This window comes from Micromonospora sp. NBC_00389, assembly GCF_036059255.1.
GTDB lineage: Bacteria > Actinomycetota > Actinomycetes > Mycobacteriales > Micromonosporaceae > Micromonospora.
This window is the reverse complement of the sequence record NZ_CP107947.1, coordinates 856417-879747: the sequence shown is the minus strand read 5'-3', so window position 1 is coordinate 879747 and position 23331 is coordinate 856417. Positions and strand designations below refer to the sequence as shown.

Below are 23331 nucleotides of genomic sequence, written 5' to 3'. Positions count from 1 at the left end.
GTGCGCGACCCCAATATCTCCCGATCCGTAGCCGGTCAGCTCTCGCCGGTCCGCCGCGCTGCCGACCTGCGCCGACTCCGCGGCGAGCGCTTCGACGTGCTGGTCATCGGGGGTGGGGTGACCGGTGCCGGCGCCGCCCTGGACGCGGCCTCCCGGGGCCTGAAGGTGGCCCTGGTCGAGGCACGCGATCTTGCCGCGGGCACCTCCAGCCGGTCCAGCAAGCTCATCCACGGTGGTTTGCGCTACCTGGAGCAGTTGGAGTTCCACCTGGTCCACGAGGCGCTGACCGAGCGCGGCCTGCTAGCCACCCGGCTCGCGCCACACCTGGTCCGCCCGGTGCCGTTCCTGGTGCCGCTGCCGGCCGGTCGGGGCCTGCGGGACCTGCCCGCCCGGATCTTCCGCCGCTCGTACTACGGCGCTGGCGTCGCCGCCTACGACGCCTTCGCAGGGGTCTTCGGCGGTGGCCGGGGCATGCCTCTGCACCGGCACCTGACCCGCGAGGGTGCCCGGCGGATCTTCCCGAGCCTGCGGGCCGACGCGCTGGCCGGGGCGATCCGGTACTACGACGGGCAGGTCGACGACGCCCGGCTGGTGGTCACCCTGGCCCGCACCGCGGCCAGCCTCGGCGCCACGGTGGTGAGCAGCGCCCGCGCCGTCGGGCTGATCCGGCAGGCGCGTGAGGTGACCGGCGTCCGGGTCCGTGACCTGGAGGCGCCGGCCGGCTCACCGGACGCGGAGTTCGAGGTGCACGCCCGCACCGTCATCGCCGCCACCGGGGTGTGGAGCGACGACATGTCCCGGATGCTCAACGACGTGGGCCTGCGGCCCGGCGTCCGGGTGCGCGCCTCCAAGGGGGTGCACCTGGTGGTGCCCCGCTCGGCGATCACCGGCGAGACCGGGCTCATCCTGCGTACGGCGAGCTCGGTGCTCTTCGTCATCCCGTGGGGCGGGCACTGGATCATCGGCACCACCGACACCGACTGGCGGCTGGACAGGTCCCACCCGGCTGCCTCGGCCCGCGACATCGACTACCTCCTGCAGCAGGTCAACGTCGTGCTGGACCGGCCGCTGACGACCGCCGACATCGAGGGCGTCTACGCCGGGCTGCGTCCGCTGCTGGCCGGCGAGGCCGACTCCACCTCGAAGCTGTCCCGGGAGCACGCGGTCTTCGAGCCGATGCTCGGGCTGCTGCTGGTCGCCGGCGGCAAGTACACGACGTACCGGGTGATGGCCTCCGATGTGGTCGACCGGGCCGCCAGGCGGTTGGGCGGCGCGCGCGCCTCGCGTACCGCCGACCTGCCGCTGCTCGGCGCCGACGGCTACCCGGCCATGTGGCGGGACCGGGCCGACCTGGCCCGCCGGCACGGCGTACCGGTGGGCGTGGTGGAGCACCTGCTGGAGCGGTACGGCACCCTCACGCTGGACCTGCTGGCGCTGGCCGACGCCGATCCCCTGCTCGCCTCCCCGCTGGCCGGTGCCCCCGAGTACCTGGCCGCGGAGGTCACCTACGCGGCGCGGGCCGAGGGCGCCCTGCACCTGGAGGACGTGCTGACCCGGCGGACCCGGATCTCCTTCGAGACCAGCCATCGGGGGCTGGAGTCGGCGGAACACGCCGCCGAGTTGATGGGTGCCGTGCTCGGCTGGGACGCGGCCACCCAGGCACGCGAGGTCGAGCACTACCGGGCACGGGTGGAGGCGGAGCGGCAGTCCCAACTGATGCCGGACGACGCCGCTGCGGACGCGGCCCGGCTCGGCGCTCCGGACGTTCGGGGCTTCGCGGCCGACCGGGGTGGCGACGACGATCAGGCTGAGTTGCGCCCGTCCACTCGGTGACGAAAAGAAACGTTACCGAAGGGTAACCATCGATACCGGCCCGGATGGTGGTTTCGGTCGAACCTACGGTGGGGTAGGTTTCCGCGCGTGCTGTACCGCGCGCCCTCCCGCCTGCTCATTCCCCTTCTCGTTGCGGCGCTGGCCAGCGCCCTGACCGGGTGCTCGCTGTTCAACCGGAACGGCGGCGACACACCGGGGGTGCAGTCGGCCGGAGCCGCGGCCGGCGGGCCGGCGCTCGAGGTTCCCACGACGGTCGCCGCGGGGCAGGTCAGCCTGCTCCAGAGGCTCGGGGCCGACGGCCCGCTGCGCACGCTGAGCGTCGAGCGGGACGGGGCGTGGCAGTGCCTCGACTGTGCCGGTGACGGGGTCACCTCCCGGGGCACCCTCGCCCCGGAGCAGACCGAACGGCTCCAGGTGCTGCTCGCCGACCCGACGCTGGCCAAGGAGACCGATCAGGTCCGGCAGTACCGGCCGACCTGCATCGACGCGCTGACCTCCAGCCTGCTCACCTCCGCCGGGCTGGTCACCTCGCAGGACTGCCCCGGCGAGGAGCGCACGAAGGTCGCCGGGGAGATCCTGCTGCTGCTCACCCAGGCGACCCCGGCCGAGGTCGAGGGCTGATCCTGCACCGAGGCGTCGGCCGGGCCTCGCCGGGGCCGGGTCCGGGTCCGGGTCCGGGTCCGGGTCAGAGCACCTTGCCGGGGTTGAGCAGGCCGTCCGGGTCCAGCGCCGACTTGATGGCGTGGTGCACCCGGACCCCGACCGGGCCGATCTCCCGGGCCAGCCAGTCCCGCTTGAGCAGCCCCACGCCGTGCTCGCCCGTGCAGGTGCCGCCCAGGTCCAGGCCGAGCTGCATGATCTCGTCGAACGCCCGCCGACCCCGTTCCAGGCTCGCCGGGTCGGCCCGGTCGACCACGATGTTCGGGTGCATGTTGCCGTCTCCGGCGTGCCCCACCACGCCGATCGGCACGTCGCAGTCCACCGCGATCCGGGCCACGCCGTCCAGCAGGGCGGCGAGCGAGCCTCGCGGCACCGCCACGTCGTCGATCACCAGGCCGCCGTTGCCGCCCGGGTAGGCGTCGGCCGCGAACTTCTCCATCGCCGGGTGGGCCAGGCGCCGGGCCTGCAGCAGCGCCGCCGCCTCCACCGCGTCGGTGGCCGCGTAGACCTCGTCGGCGCCGGCCGCCTCGCACACCTCGGCCAGGCCCGCCAGGTCGTCCGCGGCCCGGCTGCCGGTGTCCGCGGCTGCCAGTAGCAGAGCCTGGGCGTCGGTCCGCAGCCCCATCGGCTGGTACGCCTCGATCGCCCGCAGGTGGGTCTGGTCCAGCAGTTCCAGCAGGCTGGGGGTGAGCCCTCGGGCGGCGATCTCGGCCACCGCTGCGCCGGCCGCCGCAGTGGAGGGGAAGACCGCCACCAGGGTCAGCGATTCGGCCGGGGCGGGGCGCAGCGCGACGGTCACCTCGGTGATCACCCCGAGGGTGCCCTCCGAGCCGACGAAGAGCCGGGTCAGGTCGTAGCCGGCCACCCCCTTGGCGGTACGCCGGCCGGTGCGCAGCACCTCGCCGGAGGCGAGCACCACCTCCAGGCCGAGCACGTACTCGGTGGTCACGCCGTACTTGACGCAGCACATGCCGCCGGCGTTGGTGGCCACGTTGCCGCCGATGGTGGACGACTCCCAGGAGCCGGGGTCCGGCGGGTACCAGAGCCCCTGCTTGGCCACCGCCGCGGCCAGCGCCGCGTTGACCACCCCCGGCTGGACCACCGCGATCCGGCTCACCGGGTCGATCTCCCGGATCTCGTCCATGGCGACGGTGCTCAGCACCACCGCGCCGTCCACGGCGTTGGCCGCGCCGGCCAGCCCGGTCCGCGCGCCCTGCGGCACCACGGGTACGCCGTGCCGCGCCGCCGCCCGGATCACCGCGACCACCTGCTCGGTGGTGCGCGGGCGGGTCACCACCAACGGGGTGCCGGCGGCGCAGAGGTCGGCCTCGTCCCGCTGGTGCATGCGCAGCAGGTCCGGGTCGGTGAGCACGGCGGTCTCGCCCAGCGCCGCGCGCAGGTCGTCGAGGAGTGGGGTGGGGGCCATGTAGCTGAGGCTAGGTTGCCGACCGCCGATCATCAACGTGATCAACTGCGCGGGCTAACTTGGGCACCATGCTCTACCTGGACCGGCCTGCCTGGCCGTGGCGCGGTCGGCTCTGGTCGCACCTGATCAGCGACGTCTCCTACGCCGAACTGCACGCCTTCGCCGAGGCGCTGGGTGCGCCCCGGCGCGGCTTCGACCGGGACCACTACGACATTCCGGCCGAGCGGTTCGCGGCGGCGGTGTGGCTCGGTGCCCAGGTGGTGCCGAGCCGGGAGCTGGTCCGGCTGCTCCGGGACGCCGGCCTGCGCCGCCCGAAGCATCTGGTCAGTCCGCCGGCGGCCCGGCAGCGGTGAGCGTGGCCAGTTCGCGGCGCAGGTTGTTCCGGGCCGGCTGTTCCCACCGGCCGGCCAGCGGTGGCAGCCGGAACAGCGCCGGCAGCGCCAGCAGGCCGGTGAGCACCATGGCCCGGCCCACCCGAAAGGCCGGCTCCGGCACGTGCGCGTACTCCCGCCGGATGGCCGCCGCATAGCGGTCGTAGGTGGCCGGCGGGGCGGCCAGCACAGCGAGGTCCGCGTCGCAGAGCAGCTCGCCGTCCCGGTCGCCCGGGGCCACCACGTGCCAGGCGGTGAGCAGCACCAGCCGGCGCACCTCGGCCACCGCGGGCGCCGGCACCCCGAGCTCGGTGAGCACGGTCTCCGCCAGCGTGGCGCTGTCCCGTTCGTTGGCGTCGCCGGCGGCCCGCGGGTCGTAGACCACGTCGTGGCACCAGGCCGCCAGCCGGACCAGGTCGGCTCGGTCGGCCAGCCCCGCGTGCCGGTCCACCACGTCCAGCACGGCGGTCAGGTGCACCGCCGTGTGGTAGTGCCGGTGCGGCTCCCGCCACCGGGCGAGCAGTTGCTCCCCAGCCCGGGTCGTGTCCGCGCCGGGCTTCGCCCCGGCGCCCCGGGCTGCCGCCCGCCACCGGTCCAACAGATCGGCCACCGCCCGAGTCTGCCGCATCCGACGGGAGCGCGCGGAGCGGGAGGATTCAGCGCGCGTGCCACGGGTAGTCGCGCCCATGGCCGTGCCCCGGGACAAGCGACCTCCGATGGTGCGGCGTACGGCGCTGCGCGAAGGGTTGGTGGACATCGACGGCGCGCGGATCGCCGAGGCCACCGAGGAGCTGCGCCATCGCAGTCGGGCCACGCTGCACGACCGGCTGCACCGGGTGCGGATGGCCGGCGGGCTGGCCGTGCAGGCCGGGCTGGCCGCCGGGCTGGCGTACTACGTCTCGCACCGGCTGCTCGGCAACCCGCAGCCGGTGTTCGCGCCGATCTCTGCGGTCGGCACCCTGGCCGCGTCGGTCGGTCAGCGGTTCCGCCGGACCGTGGAACTGATCGTCGGGGTGGGGATCGGGGTGGCCATCGGCGACTTCCTGATCTACCTGCTGGGCACCGGGGCGTGGCAGCTCGGCCTGGTGGTCACGGTCGCGATCCTGCTCACCATCTTCGCCGGGGCCAGCGTGGCCATCGTCATCCAGGCGGCGGCCACGGCGGTGCTGATCGTCACGCTGAGTCCGCAGACCGAGAATCTGGAGATCCCGCGCTTCGTCGACGCGTTCCTCGGTGGGGGGATCGCGCTGCTGGTGACGGCGGTGCTGCTGCCGCTGAACCCGCTCCGGGTGCTCAATCGCGCTGCCCGACCGGCGCTGGACCTGCTCGCCGCCCAGCTCGACGCCACGGCCGACGGGCTGCGCAACCGGGACCGCGCCGGCATCCAGCAGGCGCTCGAACGATTGCGCAACAACAAGGAGGAGCTGGCCACGTTGGCCGAGGCGATCGAGGGGGCGAAGGAGACCGCCACCCTCTCCCCGGCCCGCTGGCACCGGCGCGACGAGCTGACCCACTACGCGGAGGCGGCCGACCCGATCGACCGGGCGATGCGCAACACCGGCACGCTGATCCGCCGGGCCGTGACGCTGATCGAGGACGAGGAGCCGGTGCCGGATCCGATGCCGGACGGCATTAGCCACCTCGCCGAGTCGGTCCGGCTGCTCAAGCACGAGTTCGCGGTGGGCGAGGAACCGGAGAAGGCCCGGGAGCGGTCGCTGCGGGCGGTCAGCGAGGCCGGTCGGGCGTACGGAGCCGGGGTCGGCTTCTCGGGCAGCGTGGTGATCGCCCAGATCCGGACCACGGCGAGCGACTTGCTGGTGGCCTCCGGGATCGACCAGGAGGAGGCGAACCGGTGGATCCGTACCGCCTTCGGGGAGCAGGAGCGGCCGATCGGTGAACCGGCCGAGCCGGGCGAGGCACCGAAGCCGCCCACCGCCCCACCGGTCGGCTGACCGGGGCTGCGGCGCTCCGCCCGCCCTCAGCCCAACGCGGCGAGTGCGGCGAGAAGCCGGTCCACCTGCGCGGCCGTGCTGCCCAGGCCGATGCTGGCGCGCAGGGCGGTGGGTGGCAGGTCCCGCCGGCCGGTACGCCCCGCCGCCTCGGCGAGCAGCCGCCGGGCCAGCGGATGGGCGCAGAACAGCCCGTCCCGCACGCCGATCCGGTGCTCGGCGGCCAGCCGGGCGGCCACGTCGGCGGAGTCCCACCCGGCGACCACGAACGACACGATGCCGACCCGGGGCGCGTCCGGGCCGAAGGTGCGCAGCTCCACCACGTGCGGCAGGGCGGCGATGCCGGTCCGCAGCCGGGCCAGCAGCGCCTGCTCGCGGGCCGCCAGCGCGAACCGGTCCGCGTCGGCCAGCGCCGCGCACACCGCGGCCAGTGCCACCGCGCCGACCAGGTTCGGGGTACCGCCCTCGTGTCGGGCCGGGCCGGTCGTCCAGGTCACGTCGTGGGTGGCCGGCCCGACGTGGCTGGTGGCGCCACCACCGGCCAGGTACGGCGGAGCGACGTCCAGCCAGTCCGCCCGGCCGATCAACACGCCCGCGCCGAACGGCGCGTACAGCTTGTGGCCCGAGACGGCCAGGTAGTCCACGTCGAGCGCGAGCAGATCGACCGGGGCGTGCGGGGCGAGCTGCGCGGCGTCCAGGGCGATCCGGGCCCCGTGCCGGTGGGCCACCCGGGCCAGCTCGGCCACCGGCCATCGCTCGCCGGTCACGTTGCTCGCCCCGGTCACCGCGACCAGTACGGGCAGCGCCGGGTTGCTGTCCCGGCGCAGCTCGGTGAGGGCGGCGGCGAGGGCGCGTACCGCCCCGGCGGGGTCGGTGGGCACCGGCAGCCGGACCGAGCCGCGCGGCCAGGGCAGCAGGTTGGCGTGGTGCTCGCCGGCGAAGGTGACCACCGTCGTGCCGGCGGGCAGCGCCCGGGCCAGCAGGTTGAGCGCGTCGGTGGTGTTGCGGGTGAAGATCACGTGGTCTTCGGCGCGGGCGCCGAAGAAGTCACCGACCGTCTGCCGGGCCCGCTCGTAGGCCAGCGTGCAGTGCCGGGACAGCGCTCCGGCACCGCGATGCACGCTGGCGTACCAGGGCAGCAGCTCGGCCACCGCGTCGGCGGCGGCCCGCGCGCACGGCGCGCTGGCCGCGTAGTCCAGGTTGATCTCGCCCGGTACGCCGAGTACGTCGAGCGGCGCCGACGGGGCCGGCGCGGGCGCCACGGCGGACCGGGTGGGGAGCGAGGGTACGAGGGTGACAGACACGCCGGAACCTCCGGGGTCAGGGACCCCGGGTCTGGTGTCGGGACGGGGTCCGCGCTTGCCCAGCACGCCGATCGGGCTGGGCCCGGTCATCACCCGGGGCACCCCACCGCGAACTCGACGAGGGTTGCCGGCCAGCAAGCCGGGGCTTGACGCTGGCGCTCGTGACCTGCAGGCAGCATAGCGACTGCCGATGCGACCAAACCAGCCGGCGGGGGATGGCTACGCTGACCGCATGGCCGACACCCCGCCCGGTGCACCCCTGCCGTCGCCGCCCGCGCCCGCAGCCCCGTCCGCCGGCGAGGCGCCCCGGATGCCGCTGCGCCGACTGGACCGGCGGCGGTTCCTGGTGCTGGCCGGGGTGGTGTTGTTCATCGCCGCCTGCGCGGGCTTCATGGTCTTCACGCTCGGCCAGTCGCTCGGCGTCGAGGCGTTGCTGATCGGGCTGGTCGCCGCCGTCCTGCCGGTGCCGGTGCTGGTCGCCTGCTTCCTCTGGCTGGACCGCTACGAGCCGGAGCCGTTGAAGTACCTGATCTTCTGCTTCGCCTGGGGGGCGTTCGTCTCCACGGCTGCCTCGCTCACCGTGAACGAGTTCGCCGCCGCCCGGTTCAATGACTGGGGACTGCCGGCCGCGCTCACCGGCGTGCTGGTGGCGCCGTTCATCGAGGAGCTGACCAAGGCCCTCGGCCCGATCCTGCTGCTGGTGTTCCGTCGCCGGGAGTGGTCCGGGATCACCGACGGCCTGGTCTACTGCGGGCTCTCCGCGGTCGGCTTCGCCATGGTGGAGAACATCCTCTACCTGGGCGGGTACGGCTACGCGGCCGGCGCCGACCGGTACGGCCCGGCGACCGGCACCCAGCAGGTCATCGCGATCTTCATCGTGCGGATCCTGCTGTTCGGCTTCGCCCATCCGCTTTTCACCTCGATGACCGGTGTGGGGCTGGGTGTCGCCGCCCGGACGGCCGACCGCCGGGTCCGGGTGCTCGCACCGGTCGCCGGCCTGCTGCTGGCCATGATGTTGCACGGCACCTGGAACCTGCTGCCCACGCTGACCCAGGCCACCGGCGAGACGGTGATCATGCTGTACGGCTTCCTGGGCCTCATGGTGCCGGTCTTCTTCGGCATGGTGGGGCTGGCGGTGTGGCTGCGTGCGTGGGAGGGGCGGCTCACCGAGCGGACGCTGCCGGACTACGTGCGCGCCGGCTGGCTGAGCCCGCCCGAGGTGGCCGCGTTGAGCAGCCTCGGTCGCCGGCACGCGGCCCGTAGCTGGGCGCGTCGGGTGGCCGGGGACGCCGGGGTGCGGGCGATGCGGGGGTACCAGTTCGCCGCCACCCGGTTGGCCCTGCTGCGCGACGGGACGCTGCGCGGCCTGGACCGCAAGCCGGCCGATCGGGAGCGGACGGCTCGTGAGGAGCGGGAGCTGCTGGAGTCGATCACCTCGTACCGGTCGTTCTTCGTGGGTCGGGACCCGCAGGCCCCGGTCGGGGTCTGGGACGGCAGCCGCTACCACCTGCGCTTCCCGGACGGTTCGCAGCGTCCGGTGGCCGCGCCGGACGAGCCGGTGGTGCCGATTCCGGTGCTGCTGGCCGCGCCGCCACCGCCGGTGGGGTACGCCCCGCCCGGCTGGTACGGCGTGCGGCCGGCGGCACCCGCGCCCTGGCCGCCCGGTCAACACTGATGGGAGGCCGGCGGATCAGGTCATCAGGGTGGTGAGGAAGTCACCGAGGCCCTGGGCCATCGCGACCAGCATCGCCCCGATCGCCTTGAACATCTGCGCGGCACCGTCCGGCCGGAACGCCATGAAGTAGATCAGGAACGCGAGGCTGCCCCAGGCCAACAGCTTCTTCACGAATACCGGCATCGTCCCTCCCCAGGGCCACGGTCGCCGGATGGCTTCCCGTCGTGCCGCCCGGCAAACGGAGCGACGCCGCGCGCCGATGCCCGGCCGCCCACGCCGGTGTGCGGCGCGGGCTTGGGGGAGGTCTCAGAGGTAGAGGCCGGTGGAGTCGTTGTCGACGCGCTCGGCGGCCACGGCGTGCACGTCCCGCTCTCGCAGCAGCACGTACCCACGGCCGTGCAGCTCGACCTCGGAGCGGTCGTCCGGGTCGAAGAGCACTCGGTCGCCGGAGACGATGGCGCGGACGTTCGGCCCCACTCCGACGGCGGTGGCCCAGGCGAGGCGCTTGCCGACCGTGGCGGTCGCCGGGATGACGATGCCGGCGGTGGAGCGGCGCTCGCCTTCGCTGCCCTCCATCCGTACCAGCACCCGGTCGTGCAGCAGGCGGATCGGCAGGCCGGCGTCGAGATCCTGGTCGGCGGTCACGCCGCAGACGCTACCGTGTCGGCGACGGCCGGCAGCCGGTGGTTACGCCCGAGGTGACCGGGGCAATGTGTGGCGGAACTGCCCTACGGTGTCGGGAACGGACGTATGCTGTCCGACCTGTCGTCGTGGGCGGGCCGGTTTCTCTGCCAGGAGGTGCGCTTGAGCCGCTTCGAGCGGGTACGCGGGCGGCTCCGCCGCGCCTACCAGTCAGGACGGGACTCGGTACGCGCCGATCGGAGCGCGTCGAGCGACGTCCCGGAGCCCGTCGGGGTGGCCTCGCCCGCCGTGCCGGGGCCCGCCGCGCCGCCGACGGCCACGGTCGTCGGCGCGGAACCTCCGGTGGACGTGCACAGCTCGACCTCCAGCCGCGACGACGCCGACGTCCCGCACGGGCTGCGGATCGCCGCCGCCTGGTGCTGGCGGCTGATCGTGATCGGCGTGGTGGCCTGGGCGCTGCTCCGGATCGTCGGCACGGTCAAGATCGTGATCATTCCGCTGGCCATCGCGCTACTGCTCTCGGCGCTGCTCGCGCCGGCGGTGGGCTGGCTGTTGCGGGCCCGGCTGCCCCGGTCGCTGGCGACGGCGGTGGTGCTGGTCGGTGGCCTGGCGGCGGTGATCGGCACGCTCACCCTGGTGGTCAACGAGTTCATCCGGGGAGTGCCGGAGCTGAGCGAGAAGTCCTCGGAGGGCGTCCGGCAGATCCAGAACTGGCTGAAGACGGGCCCGCTGCACGTCTCCGACAACCAGCTCGACCGCTACATCGACGAGGCGCAGGGCTGGATCAACGACAACACCTCGAAGTTCACCAGCGGCGCGCTGAGCACCGCCGCCACGCTGGCCGAGGTGTTGACCGGCACGCTGCTGGTGCTCTTCGCCACGTTCTTCTTCCTGCGCGACGGCAGCCGGATCTGGCGCTTCCTGGTCCGGCTGCTGCCGGTGGCCGCCCGGTGGAAGGTCGACGACGCCGGCCGAGCCTCCTGGCAGACGCTGGTCGCCTACGTCCGGGCGACGGTGCTGGTCGCCTTCATCGACGCGGTCGGCATCGGCATCTTCCTGGTCATCTTCGACATTCCGTTCGCCTTCCCGCTGGCCGCGCTGGTCTTCCTTGGCGCGTTCATCCCGATCGTCGGTGCGGCGCTCTCCGGCGGCGTGGCGGTACTGGTGGCGCTGGTCGACAGCGGCCCGGTCACCGCGTTGATCATCCTGGGCGTGGTGATCGGCGTGCAGCAGTTGGAGGGGCACGTGCTCCAGCCGCTGATCATGGGACGGGCGGTGGCCCTCCACCCGCTCGCGGTGATCATCGGTATTGCCGCCGGGGTGGTGCTCGCCGGGATCACCGGCGCGCTGGTCTCCGTGCCGCTGATCGCGGTGCTGAACACCGCGGTCCGCAGGCTGGCCGCCCGGACGGTCCCGGACACCCCGCCGGACGCCGTGGTCGTCGCCGCACAGGCTCCCTGACCCGCCGGCCCACTTCAAGATCCACACAGTTTCCTGGAAAGAGTGGTCTCCCCGCTGTCGGAGGCCACTCTTTCCCTGATGTTGTGCGGATCTTGAGCTGCGGCGCGGTGTGCGGTGGGGCGTGGCGGGCGGTCAGGCGGTGGCGAGGCGTTGCAGCGCACCGCGGGCCACCTCGGGGCGGGTGGTGTACCAGAACGGCGGCAGCGAACGACGCAGGAACGGCCCGTAACCGCGGGCGGTCTCCAGCCGGGAGTCGAGCACCGCGACCACCCCCCGGTCGCCGGTGGCCCGGATCAGCCGGCCCACCCCCTGGGCCAGCCGGACCGCCGCGATCGGCACGCTGACCGCGGCAAAGCCGGAGCCGCCGCCCGCGTCCACGGCTGCGGCGCGGGCCGCTGCCAGCGGCTCGTCCGGCCGGGGGAAGGGCAGCCGGTCGATGACCACGAGCTGGCAGGCATCGCCCGGCACGTCCACTCCCTGCCAGAGCGACATCACGCCGAACAGGCAGCTGGCGCGCTCCTCGCGGAACCGGCGGACCAGCAGCGGCAGCGCCTCCTCACCCTGCAGTAGCACCGGCAGGTCGGTCCGCGCGCGCAGCAGCTCCGCCGCCTGCTGCGCGGCTCGCCGGGAGGAGAAGAGCCCAAGAGTACGCCCACCGGCCGCCTCGACCAGCGCGATCAGCTCCTCCCCGGCCGCCTCGGGCAGCCCGGAGACGCTGGGCCGGGGCAGGTGCGCCGCGACGTACAGGATGCCCTGCCGGGCGTAGTCGAACGACCCCACGTCCAGCGACCGCCAGCCCGGACCTTCGGTCGCCGGGATGGTGGCACCCGGGATGGCGTCGTCGGCCAGCCGGCGGCCCGGCGTCTCGGCGGCCGGGCGGCCCGGGCCGGTGCGGGCGGCCAGCGCGGCGGCGGCCGGGGACGCCGGGACCGGCGGCGCGTCCAGCCCGAGGGCGCGGGCCACCGTGTCGAACCGGCCACCGAGCGCCAGGGTGGCCGAGGTGGCGACCACGGTGCGCTCGTCGTACAGGTGGGTGGCGAGGGTGCCGGCCACCGACAGCGGCGCGACCACCAGTGCGCGCCGGCTGCCGCTGTCGTTCTTCTCCACCCAGGCCACGTCGTGCTCGGCCTCCTCCAGCAGCCGCTGCGCGGTCGTGGAGAGCTCGTCCAACGCCGCCTTGGCCTGCTGCTTGCGGACCGGGTCGGGATCGTCGGATTTGACCTCGCCGATCGCGTCCAGCGCGGCGCGGGTCGCCGCGTCGAGCAGCGTGCACGCCTCGCGAAGCGGCGCCGGCAGCCCGGCGGTGATCCGCCCAGCCGGTGCCTCGGCCAGCCCGACCGCGAGGGCGTCGCCGGCCGCGGTGAGCGACTCGGCGGTCTCCGGCCGCAGCAGCGGGCGGGCCCTCCGGGTGGACCGGTCGATCAGATCCGGCACCAGCTCCGCCTGGGCCGCCGAGGAGACCCGGTCGGCCAGCTCGTGCGCCTCGTCCACGATGAGCAGCTTGTGCGGCGGCACGATGTGCCGGTCGGCCAGCATGTCGACCGCGAGCAGGCTGTGGTTGGTCACCACGATGTCGGCCTCGCGGGCCCGTGCACGCGACGCCTCGGCGAAGCACTCCGCCCCGAACGGGCAGCGGGTCGCCCCGACGCACTCCCGGGCCGGCATCGAGACCAGCCGCCAGGCCTGGTCGTCAACGCCCGGGTCCAGCTCGTCCCGGTCGCCGGTGGCGGTCTTCTCCGCCCAGCCGCGCAGCCGCTCGATCTGCTTGCCCATCCGGCCCGCCTCGCCGAGCCATTTCGTGCCGCCGCCGGGGCGGGCGGCCGGGGTGTCGAAGAGGGTGTCCTCCGGCTCCTCCTCTGTGGAGTTGTCCAGTCGCGCGAGGCAGAGGTAGTGGTGGCGGCCCTTGAGCACCGCGAAGGTGGGCCGCCGGCCGAGCAGCGGCTCGACCGCGTCGGCCAGCCGGGGCAGGTCGTGGTCGACCAACTGGGACTGCAACGCCAGGGTGGCGGTGGAGACCACCACCGGGCCGTCCACGGTGAGGGCCGGCGCGAGGTAGGCCAGCGACTTGCCGGTGCCGGTGCCCGCCTGGACGAGCAGGTGCTCGCCGCTGGTCACGCACTCCTCGATCGCGGTGGTCATCTGCTGCTGGCCGGGGCGCGCAGCACCGCCAGGCACCGCGCCGACCGCCGCCGCGAGCAGCTCGGTGCCGCTGGGCCGGGCACCCCGCCGCCGGCTCCCGGCACGGGCCGACGGGGTGGCGGAACCGGTGGCGGTGCGGGGCGGAGTCACCGTGCGACGGTACCCGTCGTGCCCGACACGGGCCGCGCCCATCCGCCCGCGTGGCGCGGTACCGGTTGGTGGGCCGGCCCGTCCGGCGCCGTCCGGTTACAGCTGTGCTACGACGCGTGGGCAGTATCGGTTAGGGTGCGAATCATGCCGAGCGACGTGGTCCGAGTGATCTACCGCAAGTACGACGGCAGCGCCCACCGTGACTATCCCGCCCGCCGGCTCGCCGAGGACGACCTCGGCGTCTGGCTCGGCGTCCCCGCGGGCACCGAGTCGGTCTACCACGGCCGTCCGTCGGTGGAGAAGATCCCGTTCGTCCTGCTGGTGCCGCGCCACGCCTGGTGGACGGGCATGTTCAACCCGCCGCCGCGGACCAGCGAGGTCTACTGCGACATCGCCACCCCGGCCCGCTGGGAATCCGACGACACGGTCCATCTGATCGACCTGGACCTGGACGTGGTCCGGCGCCGGGCCACCGGCCTGGTGGAGCTGCTCGACGAGGACGAGTTCGCCGAGCACCGGGCCCGGTACGGCTACCCGGAGGACGTGGTGGTCGAGGCCGAGGCGGCGGCCCGGTGGCTGTTCGGCGCGCTCGGCGACGGCACCGAGCCGTTCGCCACCTCGTACCGCAAGTGGCTGGCCCTGGTGGTCTGAGCCGGCTCACCAGCGCGGCGGCCAGTGGTCGTCGTCGTTCAGTGGCGGCAGATCGGTCAGCTTCTCCGGGTTGAGCTGGTTGTAGATGGCGGTGATCCGGCCCTGGTCCACGGCGAACGCGGTCACCAGGCGGATCGGCCGGCCGTCGGCGTGCACCGTCTCCAGTTGAAGGCCGAGCACGCCGTCGACCAGCACCGGCCGGGACAGCACCCGGCTGGCGTACCGGCCGGCCCGGCCGAAGAGGCCGAGTGCGAAGCGCCCGACCTTGTCCGCGCCGACCACCGGTCGGCGGGCGGCCGGGAAATGCCCGCCCGAGTCGCCGATGAGGACCACATCCGGCGCGAGCACCCGGAGCAGCGGATCCAGCTCACCGGACTCGGTGGCGGCGATGAACGCGGCCAGCACCCGGCGCTGTTCGGCCGGCTCGGCGGTGTGTCGGGGCAGGTCCGGCGCGGTGACCGCCCGCCGGGCCCGGGAGGCGAGCTGCCGGGCGGCGGCCTCGGTGGTGCCGAGCACGTCGGCGACCCGGGCGAACGGCACCGCGAACACGTCGTGCAGCACGAGGGCGACCCGTTGCTCCGGCGCGAGCCGCTCCAGCACCACCAGCAGCGCGGTGCCGACCTGGTCGGTGCGCACCGCCCGCTCGGCCGGGTCGGGGGCGTACCCGTCGGTGGGCGGGGTGGCGCCGACCGGGCTCACCACCGGCTCCGGCAGCCACTCCCCGTGGTACGCCTCACGCCGGACCCGGGCCGAGCGGAGCACGTCCAGGCAGATCCGGGCGCAGGCGGTGGTCAGCCAGGCGGACAGGTCGCGGATCTCGGCGCGGGCCGCCGGGTCGGCGAGCGCGCCGGCGTAGCGCAGCCAGGTCTCCTGCACCGCGTCCTCGGCCTCGCTGCGGCTGCCCAGCATGCGCTGGGCCACCGCGAGCAGCCGGCCCCGCTTGGCCTCGAACTCCGTCGCCAGGTCCTGCACGACCCACCACCCTCCCCGGCCGGCTCGTCCCGGCGTACATCCTCCCGCCAACTGGACGCGCCGGCAGCCCCGAACGTGACAGCCGGCCCGGGCAGGGCTGCGCTCGGCGGGCGGATGGCCGGCGGGTGGGCGATGATCCGAGGATGAGCGCACCCCAGCAAGCGCAGATCGTGGCGCCCGTCGGCGGCTCCGTGCGGGAGTTGCTGCGGGTCACCGCACCGGTGGATCTCGGCGCGATCGACCCCCGGTCCACGCCCGGTCTGCCGGCGTCGGAGGTGACCGGGGAGCGCCGCAAGGCCTGGGCCCGCGAGCAGGTGGAGTTGGTCGGCGGCGAGTTGGGCCGCCAGCAGGAGATGCTCTTCGCGATGGCCAAGGCCGGGTCGGACGGGCCGGCGCGTCGGGTGCTGCTGGTGCTCCAGGCGATGGACTGCGGCGGTAAGGACGGCACGATCAAGCGGGTGGCGGGCGCGATGAACCCGCTGGGCCTGCACATCCGCTCGTTCGGTCCGCCGACCCCGCAGGAGCTGCGGCACGACTTCCTGTGGCGGATCCGACGGGCGCTGCCGCCACCGGGGTACGTCGGGATGTTCAACCGGTCCCACTACGAGGACGTGCTGATCGCCCGGGTCGGCTCGCTGGTGCCGGAGGCCACCTGGCGGGCCCGCTATGACGACATCAACTCCTTCGAGCGGGAGCTCACCGATGGCGGGGTGACCCTGGTCAAGGTGATGCTGCACATCTCCTACGCCGAGCAGGGCGGGCGGCTGCTGGAGCGGCTCACCGACCCGCGCAAGCACTGGAAGTACAACCCGTCGGACGTCGACTCCCGGGCTCTCTGGGACGACTACCAGGCCGCGTACGCCGAGGCGCTGAGCCGGTGCGGCACGGACGCCGCGCCGTGGTTCGTGGTGCCGGCGGACCGCAAGTGGTACCGGGACTGGGCGGTGGCCCACCTGTTGCGGGAGACGTTCGACACGCTTGATCTGGGGTATCCGGCTGCCGATTTCGACGTGGCGCACGAGCGGGAGCGGCTCTGTGCTGGGGACGCGGGGGCGGGTGGGACGCCCGAGATGAACAGCAGGTGAACGACCGGTGAATGCGGCCTGGCCAGGGGTGGGCCGACGAATTCGCCGTTCCGCCGTTTCCTAGCATTCACCGGGCGGGTACCCGACGGGCACCGCCACCCTTCCACCGACGCGACGAGGTCTGTGCTGTGAAGTTTTCCTTCCGCCCCACCGAGGGCGCCTTCTACGAGCTCTTCACCAGGGCCGCGCAGAACCTGGTCCGGGGCACCGCGTTGCTGAACGAACTGGCCCTGCCCGGCGTCGATGTGCAGTCGGTCAGCGAGCGGTTGACCGAGGTCGAGCACGACAGCGACCAGATCACCCACGACCTTTACAAGAAGATCAACTCGACCTTCATCACGCCGTTCGACCGGGAGGACATCTACCGGCTCGGCTCGCTGCTGGACGACGTGATGGACCACCTGGAGGCGGTCGGCGACCTGCTCTACCTGTACGGGCTGACCGAGCTCCCGGCGCTTCCCCGCGAGCTGCACGAGATGGTGAACGTGCTCGACCAGCAGGCCAAGCTGACCGCCGACGCGATGCCGCGGCTGAAGTCGATGAAGGACCTCGAGGACTACTGGATCGAGTGCAACCGGCTGGAGAACGAGGGCGACCGGATCAACCGGCAGTTGCTCGTCCGTCTCTTCTCCGGCGAGTACGACGCGTTGACGGTGCTGAAGATGAAGGAGGTCGCCGACGAGCTGGAGGCCGCCTGCGACGCCTTCGAGCACGTGGCCAACACCGTCGAGACCATCGCCGTCAAGGAGTCCTGAGCCTGTGACCCCCGAACTCATCGCCGTGCTGGCGGTGATCGCGGTGGCCCTGGCGTTCGACTACACCAACGGCTTCCACGACGCCGCCAACGCGATCGCGACCAGCGTCTCCACCCGGGCGCTGACACCCAGGATCGCCCTGCTGCTCGCCGCCGTCGGCAACTTCGTCGGTGCCCACTTCGGAGCCGGGGTGGCCAAGACCGTCGGCGACGGCCTGGTCACCCTGCCCACCGGGGTCGCCAGCCTCGGGGTGGTCTTCGCCGGGGTGCTCGGCGCCATCGCCTGGAACCTGATCACCTGGTACTTCGGTCTGCCCTCGTCGTCGTCACACGCGCTCTTCGGCGGCCTGGTCGGCGCGACCCTGCTGTCCACCGGCGGCATCGTGCAGTGGGCCACCATCGGCGAGAAGGTCATCCTGCCGATGGTGCTCTCGCCGATCGTCGGTCTCACCCTCGGCTACCTGCTGATGCTGGCCATCCTCTGGCTGTTCCGGAAGGGGCAGCCGGGCAAGCTCAACCGGGGCTTCCGATGGGCGCAGACCGCCTCGGCGGCCGCCATGTCGGTCGGCCACGGCATGCAGGACGCCGCGAAGACCATGGGCATCGTGGTTCTCGCCCTGTACACGGGCGGCTTCCAGGACGACAAGTCCCACATCCCCGGCTGGGTGTTCTGGACCTCGGCGACGATGCTGGCGCTGGGCACGTACGCCGGCGGTTGGCGGATCATCCGCACCCTCGGCCGCAAGATCATCGATCTGGGCCCGCCGGAGGGCTTCGCCGCCGAGACGGTGGCCAGCGCGGTGCTCTACTTCAACGCCCTGGTGCTGAAGGCGCCGATCTCCACCACCCACACGATCACCTCGGCGATCATGGGCGTGGGCGCCACCAAGCGGCTCTCCGCGGTCCGCTGGAACGTCGCCGGCAACATCGTGATCGCCTGGATCGTCACGTTCCCGGCCGCCGCGCTGATCGCCTGCCTCACCTACCTGCTGGTCCGGCCGCTCTTCGGCTGACCGCACCCCGTCGCATCACGACGAAAGGGCCCCTTGTCAGCTGACAAGGGGCCCTTTCTTCACGCGTACCGCACGCCGATCTGCTCGCGTACGGCGTCCAGCAGGGCCATCACCTCAAGCGTGGTGGCGTGCGGCACCAGCGGGCTCTCGGTCAGCCCGGCGGCCAGGCAGCGCTGCACCTCGATCGCCTCGTACTGGTAGCCGTTACCGACCGTGTCGGCGGTGATCGTCTCCGGCTCGGCGCCGTCGCGGTGCAGGACCAGCGAACCCGGCCGGAAGAACGGCTCCGCCAGGTCGATCCGACCCGCGGTGCCCGTGATCGAGGCGGTCTGCCCGCTCGACCCGACCATGCCGCAGCTCAGGGTGGCCAGCGCGCCGGTGTCGTAGCCGAACAGGATGCCGGTGTTCTCGTCCGTCCCCTCCGGGCCGAGCTGCGCCCAGGACCGGATCTGCTGCGGCACACCGAGCAGCAGGTGGGCCAGACTGATCGGGTAGACCCCCAGGTCGAGCAGGGCGCCCCCGCCCAGCGCCGCGGCCCGCATGCGGTGCTCCGCCGGGAACGGCCCGGACACCCCGAAGTCGGCCCGGACGCTGCTCACCGTGCCGATCGCGCCCTCCGCGATCAGCTGCACCATCCGCAGGATCATCGGGTTGGTCCGCATCCACATGGCCTCCATGAGGAAGGTCCCGGCGGCACGGGCGGTGTCCACCAACTCGGCGCTGGTGGCCAGGTCGAGGGTGAACGGCTTCTCCAGCAGCACCGGGCGCCCGGCGGTCAGGCAGGTCATGGCCGCCTCGTAGTGCGCGGCGTGCGGGGTGGCCACGTAGATCACGTCCACCTCGGGGTCGGCGGCCAACTCCACCCAGGAGGCGTAGGCGCGCTTAACGTCGTGCCTCTCGGCGAAGCGCTGCGCGCTGTCGGCGGCGCGGGAGCCGACCGCGACCAGTTCGGCGTCCGGCACCAACCGGAGGTCTTCGGCGAAACGGCTGGCGATGTGGCCGGTGGCCAGGATGCCCCAACGAGTCATGTCGGCACGCTAGCCCAGCCAGGTGAACCGCTGGCTCGCCGGCCATGCCTGCCCGGGGTGCGCGCCTGATCGTGATCGACTCCGTGTCGGCGACATCGCGGTATCCCGCGACCAGGACACCCCGACATCGCCGATACGGAGCCGAACCCCGCTTTGTGGGCTGGGCGCGCTCCCGGTAGCCGCGTCGCGGGGAACTAGGCTCGCGGCATGACGATCGACAGCGACGGCTTCGCCGCCCCGGCCGCCCTGGTCGAGCACGCCCGCCGGTTCCAGGCCGAGGGCGGCACCCCGGCGGTGCCCCGGGTCGCGGCCACCGTCCTGCTGCTCCGCCCGACCGGCGCCGACTTCGAGGTGTACGTCATCCGCCGGGTCGCCGCGATGACCTTCGGCGGGATGTACGCCTTCCCCGGCGGCGGGGTGGACCGCTCCGACTCCGAGGCCCACCTGGACTGGGCCGGCCCGGCGCCGAGCGAGTGGGCGGGGCGGCTCGGGGTGGCCCCGGACGCCGCCCAGGCGGTGGTCTGCGCCGCCGCCCGGGAGGTCTTCGAGGAGGCGGGCGTGCTGCTCGCCGGCCCGGACCCGGCGACCGTGGTGGGCGACGTCAGCGGCGACGACTGGGAAGCTGCCCGGCAGGACCTGGAGGGGCGTCGCCTGGGCTTCGCGGCGCTGCTCGCCGACCGGGGCCTGACGTTACGGTCGGACCTGCTGCTGCCGTGGAGCCGGTGGATCACGCCGGAGTTCGAGCCGCGCCGCTTCGACACGTACTTCTTCGTCGCCCTGCTGCCCGAGGGGCAGCGGACCCGGGACGTCTCCGGCGAGGCCGACCACACCCTGTGGGTTCGCCCGGCGGACGCGCTGGCCCGGGCCGAGGCGGGCGAGCTGACCATGCTGCCGCCGACCCTGGTCACGCTGGCCCAGGTGGCGGCGGCCGGCGATCTGGCCGGAGTGGCGCGAGCGGCGGCCAGCCGGGACGCCGCCACCCCGATCACCCCCCGCCTGGACCTGCCGCCCGACGGCGAGCCCCGCTTCGTGCTCGGCTGAGCACCCCGCCCCACCCCCCCCGCCGCGCTCGCCCCCCAAGATCGCGCTCGATCCAGGAAGTAGTGGGGTCGTCGTGCGACGGAGGCCATTACTTCCATGTTCGAGCACGATCTTGGAGGTGGCGGCGCACGGGCGACATCGGATACGACACCGGCGCCCACGCCGGGTGGGCGGGGCGCCGGTGACCGGTTGCGGACGGCTCAGCCGAAGCGGCCGGTGATGTAGTCCTCGGTCTTCTTCACGCTCGGGTTGCTGAAGATCTTCTGGGTGTTGTCGTACTCGATCAGCCGGCCCGGGTCGCCGGTCTTCTCGATCGAGAAGAAGGCGGTCCGGTCCGACACCCGCGCGGCCTGCTGCATGTTGTGCGTCACGATGATGATCGTGAACTTGTCCTTGAGCTGGAACATCAGGTCCTCGATGGCCAGCGTGGAGATCGGGTCCAGGGCCGAGCAGGGCTCGTCCATCAGCACGACCTGCGGCTCGACCGCGATGGTCCGGGCGATGCAGAGCCGCTGCTGCTGACCGCCGGAGAGGCCCGCGCCGGGCTTGCCCAGCCGGTCCTTGACCTCGTCCCACAGGTTCGCCGAGCGCAGTGCCTTCTCGGCCGCGTCCTCCAGGATCGACTTCTTCCGAACGCCGTTGAGCTTCAGCCCGGCCACCACGTTCTCGAAGATGCTCATGGTGGGGAACGGGTTCGGCCGCTGGAAGACCATGCCGATCATGCGCCGAACCGCGGTGACGTCCACGTCCCGGTCGTAGATGTCCTGGTCGTCGATGGTCAGGCTGCCCTCGACCCGGGCCCCCGGCAGCACCTCGTGCATCCGGTTGATCGACCGCAGGAAGGTGGACTTGCCGCAACCGGACGGGCCGATCAGGGCGGTGACCGTCTTCGGCTCGACGGTCAGGTTGATGTTCTCGATCGCCTTGAAGCCGCCGTAGTAGGCGGTGACGTTCGAGGCTGCGACGCGCTTGGCCATGGTGGAACCTCCGGGGTTCATCGGCTGAGCCTGTTACGACGGGCCAGCAGCTTCGCCCCGATCGTCAGGATGAGCACGAGGGCGACCAGGGTGAGTGCCGCGGTCCATGCCCGTGCCGGCGCGTACCTCGACGCGTCGCCGGCCTGCTGGTAGACGAAGAGGGACAGTGACGACTGGTTGTTCTCGAAGGGGTTGGTGTTGATCGCGGCACCGCCGCCGGCGACCAGCAGCACCGGCGCGGTCTCGCCGGCCGCACGGGCGATGGCGAGCATCACGCCGGTGACGATGCCGGGCAGCGCCGTCGGCAGCACCACCCGCAGGATGGTCTTCCACTTGGGTACGCCGAGCGCGTAGGCGCCCTCGCGCAGTGGCGCCGGGACGAGGCGGAGCATCTCCTCGGTGGACCGGACGATGGTGGGCAGCATGAGCACGCTCAGCGCGAGCGCAGCGGCGAAGCCGGAGAAGCTCGGCCGGCCGTCGTTGAACCACGGCGACACGACCAGCACCCAGAACGCCAGCACGAAGAGGCCGGAGACGATCGACGGGATGCCGGTCATCACGTCCACGAAGAACCGGATCGCGAAGGCGAACTTGCCCCGGCCGTACTCGACGACGTAGATGGCGCAGAGGATGCCGAGCGGCACGGTGATCAGGGTGGCGACGCCGACCTGCTCCAGCGTGCCGATGATCGCGTGGTACGCGCCGCCGTTGGTGTCTCGGGCCCCGATGTTGTTCATCGAGGTCTGGAAGAAGTTGAGGTCCAGCCGCTCGGCGCCCTTGCTGACCAGCGTCCAGACCACCGACACGAGCGGCAGCACCGCCAGCACGAACGCGGAGTGGATCAACGCGCTCCAGGTGCGGTTGCGGGCCGACCGGCGCCCCTCGACCGCGTTCGCCGCGGCGAAGAGCCCGACCAGGTAGAGCACTGCGCCGAGGGCGACCACGAGGACCGGGCCGCCGGTGCCGGTGCCGTAGACGATCACGGCGGAGAGCGCCAGGGCCGCCACGGCGATGGCCGGTGCGGCGTACCAGGGCAGCCGCCGAGCCCGCAGCGAGGGAGGCTGGGCCGGCGGACGAGTGCGGTGGGAGGTGACGGTTGTGGTCATGCGGCCGACTCCGTGAACTCCCGGCGGCGGTAGATGATCGCCCGCGCCGTGATGTTGACGATCAGCGTGATGGCGAACAGCACCAGGCCGGAGGCGATGAGTGCGCCCCGGCCGGTCTCGTTCGCCTCGCCGAACGCGTTGGCAATGTTGGCGGCGATGGTGTTGCCGCCGTTCTGGATCAGGTTGAACGAGACGCCGAAGGTGATGCCGAGGGTCATCGCCAGGGCGATGGTCTCACCGAGGGCGCGGCCCAGCCCGAGCATCACCGCGGCGATGATGCCGGGGCGTCCGTAGGGCAGCACTGCGGTGCGGAGCATCTCCCAGCGGGTGGCACCCAGGGCGAGGGCGGCCTCCTCGTTCGCGGTCGGCGTCTGGAGGAACACCTCGCGGGAGAGCGAGGTGATGATCGGCAACACCATGATCGCGAGTACCAGGGCACCCAGCATGATCGACTTACCGAACGGGCCGTCGCCGCCGAAGATCGGGAGCCAGCTGAAGTATTTGTTCAGCCAGACCGAGAAATCCCGGACCGGGTTGATGAAGATGTCCCGCCCCCAGAGGCCGAAAACCACGCTCGGCACGGCGGCGAGCAGGTCGACCAGGAAGCCGAGCGCGGTGCCCAGCCGGCGGGGCGCGTAGTGCGAGAGGTAGAGCGCGATTCCGAGTGCGACCGGTACCGCCATGAGCAGCGCCAGCGCCGAGCTGAGCACGGTGCCGAAGGCGAGCGCACCGATGCCGAACTTTGGCTGCGCCTCGTTGGGGGACCAGCCCTCGTAGGACCAGAAGTTCTCGGTGTTGGCGCGCAGGGCCGGCACCGCCTTGGCGACCAGGAAGATCGCGATGGCGGCGATGATGACCAGAACGGCGGTGCCGGCGGCCAGGGTGAGACCGCGGAAGGCCCGCTCGGCGCCGAACTTACGGCTGCGCGGCAGCGCGCCGCCGCCGCCCAGCCCGGTGCCGCCCGGGGAACGGGTGCTGACTGGTGCCTCGGCCACACGCGCCGAGGCACCGGCGGGCCACTCGTGACTCTGGGTCACGCGCGTCCCGCCGGTGCCGGCGTCGGCCGAGCGGGGTGGGGTGTCACCCATCTGCTC

At 73.0% G+C, this 23331-nt stretch carries 22 protein-coding genes and 1 riboswitch; of the genes, 11 read left to right on the top strand and 11 right to left on the bottom strand.

Annotated features, from left to right (window positions below):
• The first annotated feature begins 15 nt into the window (after nucleotides 1-15).
• Both OG470_RS04220 and OG470_RS04215 read left to right on the top strand, forming a co-directional pair.
• Entirely contained in the window at nucleotides 16-1833 is a 1818-nt protein-coding gene (locus tag OG470_RS04220) for a glycerol-3-phosphate dehydrogenase/oxidase (RefSeq protein WP_328426131.1), read from the top strand.
• Between the two features lie 87 nt (nucleotides 1834-1920).
• On the top strand, nucleotides 1921-2454 hold the full coding sequence (locus OG470_RS04215) for a hypothetical protein (protein WP_328420941.1): 534 nt from the start codon (nucleotides 1921-1923) through the stop codon (nucleotides 2452-2454).
• Between the two features lie 64 nt (nucleotides 2455-2518).
• Here the strand turns inward: OG470_RS04215 and OG470_RS04210 are convergent, their stop codons facing one another.
• Nucleotides 2519-3919, bottom strand: coding sequence for an FAD-binding oxidoreductase (locus tag OG470_RS04210; protein WP_328420939.1), 1401 nt, complete (start codon nucleotides 3917-3919; stop codon nucleotides 2519-2521).
• 68 nt (nucleotides 3920-3987) lie between these two features.
• Here OG470_RS04210 and OG470_RS04205 point away from each other — a divergent pair, with 68 nt between their 5' ends.
• A complete protein-coding gene (locus tag OG470_RS04205; RefSeq protein ID WP_328420937.1) occupies nucleotides 3988-4272 on the top strand; it encodes a DUF4031 domain-containing protein in 285 nt (94 codons plus the stop codon).
• Here the strand turns inward: OG470_RS04205 and OG470_RS04200 are convergent.
• Nucleotides 4244-4900, bottom strand: coding sequence for an HD domain-containing protein (locus OG470_RS04200; protein WP_328420935.1), 657 nt, complete (start codon nucleotides 4898-4900; stop codon nucleotides 4244-4246). The genes OG470_RS04205 and OG470_RS04200 overlap by 29 nt on opposite strands.
• A 106-nt stretch (nucleotides 4901-5006) precedes the next feature.
• Here OG470_RS04200 and OG470_RS04195 point away from each other — a divergent pair, with 106 nt between their 5' ends.
• Entirely contained in the window at nucleotides 5007-6242 is a 1236-nt protein-coding gene (locus OG470_RS04195; protein WP_328426129.1) for an FUSC family protein, read from the top strand.
• Between the two features lie 26 nt (nucleotides 6243-6268).
• On the opposite strand, the gene OG470_RS04190 is transcribed toward OG470_RS04195, so the two are convergent.
• Entirely contained in the window at nucleotides 6269-7543 is a 1275-nt protein-coding gene (locus OG470_RS04190; protein WP_328420933.1) for an aminotransferase class V-fold PLP-dependent enzyme, read from the bottom strand.
• 46 nt (nucleotides 7544-7589) lie between these two features.
• A riboswitch (SAM riboswitch) is annotated at nucleotides 7590-7710 on the bottom strand.
• A 23-nt stretch (nucleotides 7711-7733) separates the two neighbouring features.
• On the opposite strand from OG470_RS04190, the gene OG470_RS04185 reads away from it, so the two are divergent.
• The gene (locus OG470_RS04185; protein ID WP_328420931.1) at nucleotides 7734-9218 is read left to right on the top strand and encodes a PrsW family intramembrane metalloprotease; all 1485 of its coding nucleotides are present in this window, start codon (nucleotides 7734-7736) and stop codon (nucleotides 9216-9218) included.
• 15 nt (nucleotides 9219-9233) lie between these two features.
• Here the strand turns inward: OG470_RS04185 and OG470_RS04180 are convergent, their stop codons facing one another.
• Together OG470_RS04180 and OG470_RS04175 are read right to left on the bottom strand one after the other, a co-directional pair.
• On the bottom strand, nucleotides 9234-9401 hold the full coding sequence (locus OG470_RS04180; protein WP_328420929.1) for a hypothetical protein: 168 nt from the start codon (nucleotides 9399-9401) through the stop codon (nucleotides 9234-9236).
• 123 nt (nucleotides 9402-9524) lie between these two features.
• Nucleotides 9525-9863 carry a GroES family chaperonin gene (locus tag OG470_RS04175; protein ID WP_328420927.1) on the bottom strand — a complete coding sequence of 113 codons (339 nt, stop codon included), beginning with the start codon at nucleotides 9861-9863 and terminating at the stop codon, nucleotides 9525-9527.
• A 105-nt stretch (nucleotides 9864-9968) separates the two neighbouring features.
• On the opposite strand from OG470_RS04175, the gene OG470_RS04170 reads away from it, so the two are divergent.
• Complete coding sequence (locus OG470_RS04170; protein WP_328420925.1) at nucleotides 9969-11321, top strand: AI-2E family transporter; 1353 nt, start codon at nucleotides 9969-9971, stop codon at nucleotides 11319-11321.
• A 132-nt stretch (nucleotides 11322-11453) separates the two neighbouring features.
• On the opposite strand, the gene OG470_RS04165 is transcribed toward OG470_RS04170, so the two are convergent.
• The gene (locus tag OG470_RS04165; protein ID WP_328420923.1) at nucleotides 11454-13652 is read right to left on the bottom strand and encodes an ATP-dependent DNA helicase; all 2199 of its coding nucleotides are present in this window, start codon (nucleotides 13650-13652) and stop codon (nucleotides 11454-11456) included.
• Nucleotides 13653-13754: 102 nt separating this feature from the next.
• Here OG470_RS04165 and OG470_RS04160 point away from each other — a divergent pair, with 102 nt between their 5' ends.
• A complete protein-coding gene (locus tag OG470_RS04160) occupies nucleotides 13755-14261 on the top strand; it encodes a DUF402 domain-containing protein (protein WP_328420921.1) in 507 nt (168 codons plus the stop codon).
• 6 nt (nucleotides 14262-14267) lie between these two features.
• Here the strand turns inward: OG470_RS04160 and sigJ are convergent, their stop codons facing one another.
• Nucleotides 14268-15233 carry an RNA polymerase sigma factor SigJ gene (sigJ, locus tag OG470_RS04155; protein WP_328420920.1) on the bottom strand — a complete coding sequence of 322 codons (966 nt, stop codon included), beginning with the start codon at nucleotides 15231-15233 and terminating at the stop codon, nucleotides 14268-14270.
• 143 nt (nucleotides 15234-15376) lie between these two features.
• Here sigJ and OG470_RS04150 point away from each other — a divergent pair, with 143 nt between their 5' ends.
• The 3 genes from OG470_RS04150 (at nucleotide 15377) to OG470_RS04140 (ending at nucleotide 18085) form a co-directional block, all read left to right on the top strand.
• On the top strand, nucleotides 15377-16318 hold the full coding sequence (locus tag OG470_RS04150; protein ID WP_328420918.1) for a PPK2 family polyphosphate kinase: 942 nt from the start codon (nucleotides 15377-15379) through the stop codon (nucleotides 16316-16318).
• Nucleotides 16319-16446: 128 nt separating this feature from the next.
• Nucleotides 16447-17073 (top strand): DUF47 domain-containing protein, encoded by a 627-nt coding sequence (locus tag OG470_RS04145; protein ID WP_053655020.1) that lies wholly within the window; start codon nucleotides 16447-16449, stop codon nucleotides 17071-17073.
• A 4-nt stretch (nucleotides 17074-17077) separates the two neighbouring features.
• Nucleotides 17078-18085 carry an inorganic phosphate transporter gene (locus OG470_RS04140; RefSeq protein ID WP_328420916.1) on the top strand — a complete coding sequence of 336 codons (1008 nt, stop codon included), beginning with the start codon at nucleotides 17078-17080 and terminating at the stop codon, nucleotides 18083-18085.
• A gap of 59 nt (nucleotides 18086-18144) precedes the next feature.
• Here OG470_RS04140 and OG470_RS04135 read toward each other — a convergent pair whose 3' ends face one another.
• Entirely contained in the window at nucleotides 18145-19113 is a 969-nt protein-coding gene (locus OG470_RS04135) for a Gfo/Idh/MocA family protein (RefSeq protein WP_328420914.1), read from the bottom strand.
• A gap of 207 nt (nucleotides 19114-19320) precedes the next feature.
• On the opposite strand from OG470_RS04135, the gene OG470_RS04130 reads away from it, so the two are divergent.
• Nucleotides 19321-20154: an NUDIX hydrolase gene (locus OG470_RS04130; RefSeq protein ID WP_328420912.1), complete on the top strand. Its 834-nt coding sequence runs from the start codon at nucleotides 19321-19323 to the stop codon at nucleotides 20152-20154.
• Between the two features lie 200 nt (nucleotides 20155-20354).
• Here OG470_RS04130 and pstB read toward each other — a convergent pair whose 3' ends face one another.
• From pstB to pstC, 3 genes are read right to left on the bottom strand one after another with little or no spacing between them, the layout of a single operon-like run.
• The gene (gene pstB, locus OG470_RS04125; protein WP_328420910.1) at nucleotides 20355-21131 is read right to left on the bottom strand and encodes a phosphate ABC transporter ATP-binding protein PstB; all 777 of its coding nucleotides are present in this window, start codon (nucleotides 21129-21131) and stop codon (nucleotides 20355-20357) included.
• Between the two features lie 17 nt (nucleotides 21132-21148).
• On the bottom strand, nucleotides 21149-22237 hold the full coding sequence (gene pstA, locus OG470_RS04120) for a phosphate ABC transporter permease PstA (protein WP_328420908.1): 1089 nt from the start codon (nucleotides 22235-22237) through the stop codon (nucleotides 21149-21151).
• Nucleotides 22234-23325, bottom strand: coding sequence for a phosphate ABC transporter permease subunit PstC (gene pstC, locus OG470_RS04115; protein WP_328420906.1), 1092 nt, complete (start codon nucleotides 23323-23325; stop codon nucleotides 22234-22236). Before pstC ends, pstA begins: the two co-directional genes overlap by 4 nt.
• Nucleotides 23326-23331: the final 6 nt, after the last annotated feature.

Bases quoted from the DNA above. Each gene is read 5' to 3' on its own strand.
- OG470_RS04180 (WP_328420929.1), bottom strand. From the start codon at position 9,401: ATGCCGGTATTCGTGAAGAAGCTGTTGGCCTGGGGCAGCCTCGCGTTC.
- OG470_RS04150 (WP_328420918.1), top strand. From the start codon at position 15,377: ATGAGCGCACCCCAGCAAGCGCAGATCGTGGCGCCCGTCGGCGGCTCC.
- pstA (WP_328420908.1), bottom strand. From the start codon at position 22,237: ATGACCACAACCGTCACCTCCCACCGCACTCGTCCGCCGGCCCAGCCT.
- OG470_RS04165 (WP_328420923.1), bottom strand. From the start codon at position 13,652: ATGGGCGCGGCCCGTGTCGGGCACGACGGGTACCGTCGCACGGTGACT.
- OG470_RS04170 (WP_328420925.1), top strand. From the start codon at position 9,969: ATGCTGTCCGACCTGTCGTCGTGGGCGGGCCGGTTTCTCTGCCAGGAG.
- OG470_RS04185 (WP_328420931.1), top strand. From the start codon at position 7,734: ATGCGACCAAACCAGCCGGCGGGGGATGGCTACGCTGACCGCATGGCC.
- pstB (WP_328420910.1), bottom strand. From the start codon at position 21,131: ATGGCCAAGCGCGTCGCAGCCTCGAACGTCACCGCCTACTACGGCGGC.
- pstC (WP_328420906.1), bottom strand. From the start codon at position 23,325: ATGGGTGACACCCCACCCCGCTCGGCCGACGCCGGCACCGGCGGGACG.
- OG470_RS04135 (WP_328420914.1), bottom strand. From the start codon at position 19,113: ATGACTCGTTGGGGCATCCTGGCCACCGGCCACATCGCCAGCCGTTTC.
- OG470_RS04130 (WP_328420912.1), top strand. From the start codon at position 19,321: ATGACGATCGACAGCGACGGCTTCGCCGCCCCGGCCGCCCTGGTCGAG.
- OG470_RS04160 (WP_328420921.1), top strand. From the start codon at position 13,755: ATGCCGAGCGACGTGGTCCGAGTGATCTACCGCAAGTACGACGGCAGC.
- OG470_RS04210 (WP_328420939.1), bottom strand. From the start codon at position 3,919: ATGGCCCCCACCCCACTCCTCGACGACCTGCGCGCGGCGCTGGGCGAG.
- OG470_RS04195 (WP_328426129.1), top strand. From the start codon at position 5,007: ATGGTGCGGCGTACGGCGCTGCGCGAAGGGTTGGTGGACATCGACGGC.
- OG470_RS04205 (WP_328420937.1), top strand. From the start codon at position 3,988: ATGCTCTACCTGGACCGGCCTGCCTGGCCGTGGCGCGGTCGGCTCTGG.